The sequence below is a fragment of the Pseudomonas sp. SDO524_S393 genome, assembly GCF_054071875.1.
Genome location: NZ_JBSVVZ010000163.1, coordinates 1 through 543, shown reverse-complemented (window position 1 = coordinate 543; position 543 = coordinate 1). Strand labels below are relative to the sequence as shown.

1 protein-coding gene is annotated in these 543 nt (G+C 62.2%); it reads left to right on the top strand.

The window, feature by feature from the left end; translation table 11 throughout:
- On the top strand, positions 1-543 hold a 543-nt coding region (locus ACW9IB_RS29490), incomplete at both ends, for an RHS repeat domain-containing protein (RefSeq protein WP_457416849.1).

Genomic DNA, 543 nt, shown 5'->3' with positions numbered 1-543 from the left:
CACCAACGCCAGCAGGGCCAGCTCGTCAGCCACTACCACTACGACGACCAACAGCGCCTGCACAACCACGCCGTGATCCAGCAGGAAAACCTGCTGTACCAGCGCCAATACACCTACGACAAATCCGCCAACCTCACCCGCCTGCTCGACACCCGCAAGGGCCAGCACGACTACCACTACGACCCACTGAACCGCCTGACCCGCGCCAATCACTCGCAAGACGTGCAGGAACGCTTCGGCCACGACCCCGCCGGCAACCTGCTGATGCACAACCGCCCCGGCCCCGACATCGTCGCCGGCAACCGCCTGATGATCCAGGGTGACCGGCAGTACGACTACGACGCCTTTGGCAACCTGATTCGTGAACGGCGCGGTAAAGGGCGCGCGCTCGTCACCGAATACCGCTACGACGGCCAGCACCGATTAACTGGCGTTACAAAACCCAATGGGCAGACCGCCAGCTACCGCTACGACCCGTTTGGACGGCGCATCAGCAAAACCGTCGACGGCGTTACCACGGAGTTTTTTTGGCAAGGCAACAAG